The following is a 9,482-nucleotide window of genomic DNA, read 5'->3' on the forward strand; positions in this document are numbered from 1 at the left end:
GCCGCGTCCTCGCCTAGGCTGCGCCCTTCTTGCCCTGCTCGTGCTTCTGGAGAGTCCGCTTGAACACGAGGCCCATGAGAATCCACCCGCCGAGCGCTGTCACAATCCATACCACGAGAGGAGCGAGCACCCAGCCGAGCCCGGAGATTGTCAGCCCGTCTGGGAACAGGGTTGCGACCCACAACGCCACGAGAGTTGAGACGAGCCCGATCCCGCCGAGAATGGCCGAGGCGTACTGCCTGGCGAGATTAAAGATGAACGGGCTCAGCACAGACTGCGCCAACGCGAAGACAAGCACCGCAACGACGAACCCCGCCGCATGGACCGTCACCTGCGGCAGGATCCAGTTCGCAATAAGGAGCGCCGCCGCGGCGCTAATCACATGCGAGACGAGGTTCAGCAAAAATCTGATCACAGCGCGGCCAGTCCCTTTCCAATCACGGACATGCCCATGACAAGCAACAGTACCGCCATGATAGTGGAGTTGTTATGAACGAGCCAGACACGCAGGCTCTCGAGCGGCGCCGCAAGCTTTTTCGAGGCGACGAGGAATGCCACGACGGGAGCAACAACCGTTGAGCCCGCGATCACCACGAACACCACCACACCACTGATCTGGGCTGCCGGTGTCACGCCAGCTCCAATGATGAGCCCGGCAGATACCGCAAGCAGGAGGTTTTTCGGATTCACCGCGGCGAGCGCGAACGCGAGGAGGCCCGCGCGAACTGGGGACATCGAATCAAGTGCAGACATCCACTTCGGCAGTTCCGGTTCGGAACCGTCCTTGGGGCGCCCGAGCCAATGCTTTACGGCGAGGAGCACGAGCAGCGCTCCAACGATGATTTTCACGATCGCTGCAAGGGTGCCGCCGCCGCCAGCGCCACTGGTCGGAAGAACTGAGCTCAGCAGTGTGAAGGCGACGACTGCCACGACGATGCCCGCGAGCCAGCCCGTCATGAATCCGACACTCGAAGCGCGCGCGTTCGGCGCGAGCAGCATCAGAATCGTCGCGATTATTGGTAACGGACTAATTGCGATACCCAGCGCGAGTGGGAGGATGTCGCCGATCACCTGCCCCACAGGCTAGCCGTTCAGCGCGCGCTGCTTGAGCGCTTCAAAGTCGTCGGCGCTGATGGCGCCGTCGTCGAGCAGTACTTTCGCCCGAGCAATCTCTTCGGCAGGGCTTGCCACTGCAACGCTACGGAAGTACTCGTCAGTAGCGTTCTTTGCGCCCTCCATCTCCTTCGCAGAGCGTTCAGCCATCCCCGAGCCGCGCGCGATGATGTAGATGAGTGTCGTCACGACTGGAACGAAGACGAGAAACACGAGCCACAGCGCCTTCCACCAGCCGTTGAGCTGCTTATCGCGGAAGAGGTCACTGATCACGACGAAGAGTGCCCAGATGGAAGCAACGAAGACGAAGCCCCAGAAGAAAATGCGGACGATGTCCCACAGGGAGGCGAGAAGTTCCATCAGACAGTATTCCTTTTGGCGAGCAGAGCGAGAAAGCCGTTGACGCATCACCCGCGACAAGCGGCGCAGCGCGAACGGGAGTGTCGCGACGTGCACCTGAAATCATCCTGCCTCGGGGCTCCGATAACCAGCCAGACGCTGGCGTAGCGGCGAGAATTCATCAATCATTGATGAACCCGCTTTGGAGCCCCTGCGCGTGCACACGGAGCTACTCGGATCCCTCCTGCTGTGCGGCCTGCCACTCTGAGGCGTAGCGTAGTGCGCGCTGGAGCGATTCGCCGAGCTGTGGGCTCTCAGTAAAGACGCGCTCGGCCCGCAATTGCCCCAGGACCTTCGTGTCACGTAGCTGTCTGTGGACTCGTTGATTCACCCCGGCGAGCAGGAGCATTCCTCCGGCGCTTCGAAGATCAGCCGCGTACTTCTCGAGCACCTTGATCACCGTGCTTCCCAGCTCGTCTTTCCCGCGCAACCGAAGAATCACGACGGTGCCTGTGCAGTCGCCCCTCGCTTCTGGGAGCTGCGAGCTAAAGACGGGCGCCGATGCAAAAAACAGGCTGCCGTAGGTCACGAGCACTACGACTTCCGACTTGGCCAGCACACGTGGCGGATCAGTCTCCACCGGGAGCTGTGCATGCGGGCCGAACTCCCAACGTTTCACCACGACTCGATTGGATTGTCTGGCGACGTGCAGCACGATCGCAAGGCCAACCCCAACGATCACTGCGTACTGCAGCGGGATGATGAGGGTGAGCACGAACGTCACGGTGAGCACGGTGAGCTGGACCGGACCAGTGCGCATGACCATGGCGATGTCGCGTGGTTTCACGGTGCGAATACCGACGAGGATGAGCAGCCCGGCGAGCGCGGGCATCGCGATGAACCCGATGACTTGACCAAGCACAAGGATAACGAGCGCCATGACAATCGCGGCAACGAGGTTTGCGAGAGCAGATCGCCCACCGGCGGACCGCACGAGCGCGGTGGCCGATATCGAGCCGCCGACCGGCATACCCTGGAACAGCCCGGTTGCCAGGTTTGCGAGGCCCTGCCCGCGAAAGTCAGCGGACGGGTCAGCGTACCTGCCGTCTGGGTTGGGAATAGAGCTGCAGATCGCGGCACCTTGCACGAGGCCGACGAGGGCAAGCGAGAGCGCGGGCACGACGAGTTCGAGGGTGAGCGAGAGGTCGGGAAGCGCGAGCTCAGGCAGGGTATTCGGTATCTCGGCGACGTCCGAGACGAGCGCGATTCGGCCCGGACCAAGAAGAGCCGCAGCCCCCGAGCCCACCGCCACTGCGACGACCATCCCGAGCGTTCCGAGCGGGGTTCGCTCAAGCACCAGCACTAGGGCTATCGTGACAAGGCCGACAAGTACGGTGAGCCAATCGAATTCAAATAGGTGAAGCGCGGTGTCAAGCGCCCGAGCGACTCGGTTGTCCCCCGAACTCGTGTAGCCGGTGACAGTGTCCAGTTGCCCAAGCACGATGCTCACCGCGACCGCGTTGATAAAGCCGACGAGCACCGCTGTCGGGATGAAACGAACGAGTCTCCCCGCGCCGGCAAGCCCCAGCCCGAACATCGTGAGGCCCGTCAGAAACGCGAGCGTCGCGAGGACGATGCCGGCACCGTCTCCTGACTGCGTCTGGGGTACGTCCGAGATGATGACGGCCATTGCGCCGGTTGCCTGCACAGTCATCAACACGGAACCCGCTGCCAGAGCGCCTCCGATCGTTCCGATCAGGTACCCATAGAGGCCGAAGACTGGGTTGACTCCAGCGAGAAGCCCTGCCGCGAGCCCGTCGGGCACGCTTTCGACACCGAGCACGAGCCCAGCCTTCACGTCGGAGGGGACAGTCGTCTTGTTGCCGAACCGTCGCAAGTAGCTTCGCACTGCCCGCCACGCGGCGTCATTTACTCCGCGCATTCGGCATCCGTGCGTAGTTTGTCGACGGCTTCGCGGTTTGTCGCGAACATCGCGGTTCGCTCGGTCAGTCCGAAGTGAGCAAGCCTGCCCCTCAGCTGGGAGCGAACTCTCGAGTAGTTGAGAGAGAGGCCGCGACGCTCAAGCCACTCTCGAACTCCTGCCAGGGCTTCAGCGCCCGTGACGTCGATGTCACTGACGCCTTCAAGGTCGAGAACGACGGCGGATACCTCAACGGTTGCCAGACGGACCCGATCTTTCACGCCCTCGGCGATCTCTACCCCATTTGCGAAGAACACGGGAGCGGCAAAACGCAGGACAACCACGCCCGGAGCCGTCTCACCAAGGTCACTCCGCGCGGCGAACACAGTCTCGGCTCCCTCTGGTGAGCCGTCCGCTGGCCCCAACAGGTCGATGCGCGGGTGCGCGGCTCGACGTGCGAGGTTCACGAGTGAGAGCATAAACGCGAGCCCCAACCCACCGAGGGGGCCCAGTACCAAGACTCCGAGGAAGCAGGACACCCCGACGAGGCACTCGGACCGCGACTGCTCCCACAGCGCCTTCAGCTCTCCGAGGCCGAGTAGCCGGAAGACGGCAACCGCGACGACTGCACCAATGGCGGGCGCGGGTATCGTTGCCAGGATCGACGTCCCGAAGAGCAACAGAAGTAGCGCCCCCAAGGCCGTCACCAGTGTCGGAAGCTGGGTGCGCGACGACGCGGCATCCATCGCCGCGGTTCGGGACGTTGATGATCCCACGGCGAAAGACGAAAACAGGCCAGCAATGACGTTCGCGGTGCCGAATGCGAACAGGTCGTAATTGGGCCTCGTTCGATACCCGTTCTTCTCAGCATACGAGCGTGACACGAGCAGCCCCTCGGCGATGGTCACCATCGTGAGAGCGAGCGCAGAGGGGATCAGGCTGAGCCATTCCGCAACGCTGATATGCGGCACCGCAAAAGTTGGTGGTCCGGCGGTAACCTCACCAAGCACTGCGACGCCGCGTGGTTCAAGGTTGAGCCACCATGTTGCGAGGCTTCCGAGCACGAGCACGACGAGGGCCCACGGCACTATTGGCGCCAAGCGCCTGCCGCCGAGCAGAATCGCGATCGCGAGCACGCTCATTCCGAGCGACCACGGGTTGACCTCTGCGAGGGATCCGAGGAGTTCTCCCGTCTTTTCAACGAACTCACCGCCGCGAGCAACGCTAATTCCCAGCATCTTGGCCGTTTGACTCACGAGGATGTCGAGCGCCAAACCACCGACGAAGCCGATCAAGATCGGCTTCGAGAGAAAGCTCGCGAGAAAGCCCAGCTTGAGAAGCGAGGCGGCAATGAACATCGCTCCGCTCAAAACGGCCTGTGCTGCGGCCATCACAGCAAAGTTCTCTCCGGCCACCCCCAGCGCGGTGAGCGACGAGAAGACGAGTGCCGCCGCCGCCGCGTCGGGCGAGACGACGACCTGCCGGGAAGATACTACGAACGTGTACGCGATGGCCGGAAACACGAGTGCATAGAGCCCCGCGGTTGCAGGTAGCCCGGCCGTTTGGGCATAGCCGATGTTCAGCGGAATTGCGATCGCAAGCAGCGTCACTCCCGCGAGTATCTCTCGGCCGATATTCTCTCGGGTCACGCCGCGCAGGGGGCCGCGCCAACTGCTCATCGTGGGGTCACTCACTTCACCGTCTGTCGTCAAGTCACCATGGGCGTTCGCCAAAGGTTCACACTGTTAAGAGTCAACTCTGCCAAGTGGATCGCACTGTGCACACGATTCTGGCTGCGATTCACCTGAAATTGAGGATCTGTGCCTCTCCTCACGGTCGACTGGAAGCTCTCATCAATTGCTAATGACGTTTCGTTTCAGAGGTGGCCGCCGGCGCCGGTCCAGCGGACGATAGACGGGAGAAACCCCTCATTGTGTGATTAGAAAGTGACTTCAATGGCCACAACGTTCTCCCGTTCCGTTTCGCTTCTCGCGTGTGGTGCGCTCGCACTCACTCTCGCGGCGTGCAGCTCCCCCACCCCAGAAGAGAACGAGAACGCAGCATGCGACGCGTACACCGCATTCGTGACGACCGTTGATGATGCACGTGCGTCGCTTTCCGCCTCGTCCACAATCGAAGAGATCAACGTTGCCCGCGACGACGTTCGCGGCTCGTACGAGAAGCTGCAGGAGGCACTTGTCGAGGTGAACAATGACAGGGACTCGGCGCTCGAAAGCGCTTGGACCGACTTCGACAAGGCGGTCACGAACATCGATCCCAACATGACAATCCCTGATGCCGTTGCCTCGCTCCAGGAAGAAGTCGCTGGCATCGAGACAGCCAAGCAAGGGCTCGACAAGTCACTCGCCTGCAGCTAAGCGCGACTCAATCGCCGAGGAGACGTAATGTTGAATGAAATGCCGAGCACGGAGATGTCTGCACGCGCCGCAGACGCGGTCCGCTTTGGCTACGCGATGGTCGAAAGCTACAGGACCATGTACGCGCAGGCAATTGATGCGACGGATCCACGTTTCCTCGGCGGGTTCGGCCTGTACCGCCACTACCGTGAGCCCTCCACTCCGGAAAGTCGCGATGTCATCACCCCGAACAACGACACGCCGTACTCCTGGATCTGGTTCGACCTCCGGGCGGAGCCAGTCGTCGTGACTGTCCCCGAGATCGACAGGTACTACATCATCCCGATCGCCGGCCTGTACACGATTTACTCTGGCTACATCGGCACGCGGCTGACCGGCTCGGGCGCCGGCTCGTATCTCGTCGCAGGCCCGAATTGGCGAGGCGAAGTACCCGCCAGCATTTCGGGAGTGATCAGAGTCACGACCGACTTTGCAATGTCAGCGACGCGCACGGAGCTCACGAACGATGGCATCGATAGCCTCGCCGCCGTTCAGTCATCGTACGATGTTCAACCGCTGAGCGCCTTCCTAAGCGAGCCGGCCCCTCCCGCAGCTCAACAGCTTGAGTGGCCAGTCTGGGACGAGGACGGCGCGGCCGGGCTGTGGTTCTTCGACACCCTTGACTTCCTGCTCGGGCTCTCACCTGTGCTTCCAGAAGACGCCGAAATCCGCACTCGAATGGCGGAGATAGGTCTCGACGGTACTGGCACTTTTGCGACGCAGCAACTCACTGCAGAGGCCGCGGCGGCATTCACCGCGGGCCAGGCACAGGCGCTCGCGGAGATGTCGGCGCGCGAGAAGACGATGCAGTCAAACCTCGGGCTCTTCGGCACTCGCGAGGAAATGTCTGGCAAGTATGACGACCGCAACCAGGGGGCAAAGATTGGGCTCTACGGGCTGCCGCCCGAGGAATCATGGTATGGCGGCTGGCTTGTCGAACCGACAGGAGAGTTCCTTCAGGGATCGCCCGGATACACCGTGCGGTTTGCTGCCAATGAGCTCCCAAAGGCGCGGTTCTTCTGGTCGGCGACGATGTATACGCTGCCAATCCGTTACCTGAGCCAGAACCCGATCTCGCGCTACTCGATCGGCGATCGGACCGACGGCCTTGTGTACGGCGAAGACGGAAGCCTGACGCTCGCATTTACCCATTCCGAGCCCACTGATCCTGCGCTTCGCGCGAACTGGCTGCCTGCACCTGAGGGTCCGTTCACTGTGATACTGCGGGCCTACGGTGCTGACGAGACGATGGTCCGCGGCGAGTACCGGGTTCCGCCCGTCGTGAAATACGCCGGCTAACGCCGGAGGTCGCACGCAAGGGCACTCAGCACACGCGAGATTCCGGCGGGTTGCTCTCCCTCAACCCCGCAACCCGCCGGATCCTGTGTCGTGACTGTGCACAGGCCAAGGTCTGTATAGAATTCCCAGCATGGGGGGTTCAGAGGCACAGGGGCGTTCAGCGACGGCCTGGTTTTTTGCGACGCCCCCGGACACCCGCAACGGGTGGATGATGCGCGAGCGGCTGAACCTCACTCTCTCGCACGACATTGCCACCCATGCGGCTGTTATCGTCGAGGCTCCGTCGGGATATGGGAAGACAGTCGCACTGTCGCTGTGGGCACGTACTCAAACCTCGCAAACCGCGTGGTTGACTGTGTCTTCCCACGACACCGAGGCGGCACAATTGCTATCTGGCGTGCTCACGGCGCTCGCGAGGGTGTCGCCGGAGGTACCGCCGCTGAGCACACTGCTTCGCAGGCTGCAAGACGGTGACATCCTTGCACAGCCAGCGGTGGTGGAACTCCTCGAACTCGTGTTGAGCAGTTTCCCCGACACCGTGCTCGTCATCGACGATGCTCACCTCACCTCAGCAACAGCTTTCGAAGCCGTGATCCTGCCACTGATCGCGCACGGGAGAGGCCGCCTCCGGCTGATCGTTGCTGCCTCACGAGACATTCGGACCTGGTGTGCACGCGAACTCGCGCACGGTTCCGCCACCATCATTGACGCGCAGCGCCTCTCGTTTACAGCCGACGAGCTCGAGGAGCTCACGACTCAATCCGCGGGGCCCGAGGGAGAGAGCCTCCAAGCTGCAGATCTGTGGGACGAGACACAGGGGTGGCCGGTCGCAGTCCAGCTCGCGCTTCAGAGCGGGATCGCCTACCCGAAGCACGAATCGGCTGAAACCGAGACGATCACTCGCTACGTCGAGTCAGCAGTGCTCGGTGGCCTCGACGAGTCGCTGCGTGACTTCATTGTCGCGGCGACAACGTGCGGCCGGCTCACGGGCGACCTCGCGCAGCACCTCACGGGCCGCTCAGACGCCGCCGCGCTGCTTGAGGAATGCCACAGTCTCGGCCTCTTCCTCGACAGGTTTCAGCATGCCACCTCCACCACCGTCTACCGGTGGCACTCGGCTTTCGCACGCCACTGTCAAGCGATTCAGGCACGCAACAACCCGAGTGGGTATTCCAAGCTGCACCGACGTGCTGCCGAGTGGCTCTCAACCCGCTACCCGGCAGAGGCCGTCAACCACGCACTCAAATCTCATGATCCGGAGTATGGGCTTCAGATCGTCGAGCAAAACTGGCTGCAACTCATCACTGGTGGACAGGCCGGCACGCTGAACTCCGCATGCGCACAGTTCCCCGCCCCGTGGGACAGCGTTCCTTCGCTACAGCTCATCCGCGCCTGTGTGCTGGACGTGTTCGGGGACCGGCACAGCGCCGAGATGCTTGCGGCCCAGGCTAGAAGTGCCCTCCGGCTCAATCCTCCCGCCCCGCAAGCGATCGCCCACTCGACAGCGGCCTTCGCAGACCTCCTACTCATTCACGAGCAGGCCGGACTGCAGACCGCGGTTGAACACGCGCATGCGCTCCTGACGAGCGCGCCAATGACAACAAGCCAGTATCTTCACGGCGTATTTCTCGTTGGCTGGTCGTCAATGCGGCTCCGCAGTAACCCCTCGCGGGCGATTAGCCTGCTCGCGTCGGCGGCGTCTGGCGCACGAGACGCGGGGCATGCGGTGCTCTCCGACCGTGCGACAGCGAACCTGTCGCTCGCACTCGCTGTTGGCGGGCGACTCGCCGAAGCGCAGTCGACGCTAGAACAGTTGTTGAGCGTTCAGAACCTCATCGAATGGGAGTACTACGACGGCGGCATCGACGTCATGGCCGCGGTGCTCATCGCGTTTTGGAGAAATGATCTCGATGCAGTCGTAAGACTTGGGCGCGAACTTCACGCTCACGGCGGCCATGACAGCTCGTACGCCGCGCTCGCGCGCGTGCACTTTGCGTTCGCCGCTGCACGGCTGCACGACAACAGCCTGGTCGACGAGGCGGCGAAGATGCTGCGAGAGATCTCAAGCAGCGAGAAGCATGGAGTGCCGTGGCCTGCCTATCGTCGGATTGGTGCGGCCCATCTCGCTATGGCTCGCGGCGACCAGGAGGGCGCGCTCAAGGAACTCGAGAGCCTCGTCGATTGGCAGAGCATTCCTACGACACTCGTGCTCGCGGCTGAGCTTTACCGGCGACTCGGGAAACATGATCAGGTGATGGCCATGCTCGGGGGCATCACCAAACAGGAAGTTGTCTCATACACCTACGCCCACGCGCAGTTCACCCAAGCTGCCGTGGCGGGGGGAAACCGAGGAAACACCCCCCACAACCCACCACAACAAAGCACCCAAGAGG

8 protein-coding genes are annotated in these 9,482 nt (G+C 62.4%); 3 read left to right on the forward strand and 5 right to left on the reverse strand.

Annotated elements, in window-relative coordinates; translation table 11 throughout:
* Positions 1–13 precede the first annotated feature (13 nt).
* The 5 genes from ICM05_RS12250 to ICM05_RS12270 all read right to left on the reverse strand — a co-directional run bounded on the left by ICM05_RS12250 (position 14) and on the right by ICM05_RS12270 (position 5,106).
* Entirely contained in the window at positions 14–415 is a 402-nt protein-coding gene (locus ICM05_RS12250; RefSeq protein ID WP_188024914.1) for a phage holin family protein, read from the reverse strand.
* A complete protein-coding gene (locus ICM05_RS12255; RefSeq protein WP_353055910.1) occupies positions 412–1,071 on the reverse strand; it encodes a GAP family protein in 660 nt (219 codons plus the stop codon). The genes ICM05_RS12250 and ICM05_RS12255 overlap by 4 nt, the downstream gene beginning before the upstream one ends.
* A 12-nt stretch (positions 1,072–1,083) precedes the next feature.
* On the reverse strand, positions 1,084–1,473 hold the full coding sequence (locus ICM05_RS12260) for an SHOCT domain-containing protein (RefSeq protein WP_188024916.1): 390 nt from the start codon (positions 1,471–1,473) through the stop codon (positions 1,084–1,086).
* A 208-nt stretch (positions 1,474–1,681) separates the two neighbouring features.
* On the reverse strand, positions 1,682–3,394 hold the full coding sequence (locus tag ICM05_RS12265; protein ID WP_188024917.1) for a SulP family inorganic anion transporter: 1,713 nt from the start codon (positions 3,392–3,394) through the stop codon (positions 1,682–1,684).
* Positions 3,382–5,106, reverse strand: a complete 1,725-nt coding sequence (locus ICM05_RS12270) for a SulP family inorganic anion transporter (protein WP_251364666.1) — start codon at positions 5,104–5,106, stop codon at positions 3,382–3,384. The genes ICM05_RS12265 and ICM05_RS12270 overlap by 13 nt, the downstream gene beginning before the upstream one ends.
* 222 nt (positions 5,107–5,328) lie before the next feature.
* On the opposite strand from ICM05_RS12270, the gene ICM05_RS12275 reads away from it, so the two are divergent.
* The 3 genes from ICM05_RS12275 to ICM05_RS12285 form a co-directional block, all read left to right on the forward strand.
* Positions 5,329–5,751, forward strand: a complete 423-nt coding sequence (locus ICM05_RS12275; protein ID WP_188024918.1) for a hypothetical protein — start codon at positions 5,329–5,331, stop codon at positions 5,749–5,751.
* Positions 5,752–5,778: 27 nt separating this feature from the next.
* Complete coding sequence (locus ICM05_RS12280) at positions 5,779–7,089, forward strand: DUF1254 domain-containing protein (protein WP_188024919.1); 1,311 nt, start codon at positions 5,779–5,781, stop codon at positions 7,087–7,089.
* 130 nt (positions 7,090–7,219) lie between these two features.
* Positions 7,220–9,482: hypothetical protein (locus ICM05_RS12285; protein ID WP_188024920.1), on the forward strand; the 2,263-nt coding region annotated here is incomplete at its 3' end.

It is taken from the genome of Leucobacter sp. cx-42, assembly GCF_014529985.1.
GTDB lineage: Bacteria > Actinomycetota > Actinomycetes > Actinomycetales > Microbacteriaceae > Leucobacter.

Excerpts from the sequence above, each read along its gene's own strand:
- ICM05_RS12260 (WP_188024916.1), bottom strand. The coding sequence starts at position 1,473 with ATGGAACTTCTCGCCTCCCTGTGGGACATCGTCCGCATTTTCTTCTGG.
- ICM05_RS12265 (WP_188024917.1), bottom strand. The coding sequence starts at position 3,394 with ATGCGCGGAGTAAATGACGCCGCGTGGCGGGCAGTGCGAAGCTACTTG.
- ICM05_RS12275 (WP_188024918.1), top strand. The coding sequence starts at position 5,329 with ATGGCCACAACGTTCTCCCGTTCCGTTTCGCTTCTCGCGTGTGGTGCG.
- ICM05_RS12280 (WP_188024919.1), top strand. The coding sequence starts at position 5,779 with ATGTTGAATGAAATGCCGAGCACGGAGATGTCTGCACGCGCCGCAGAC.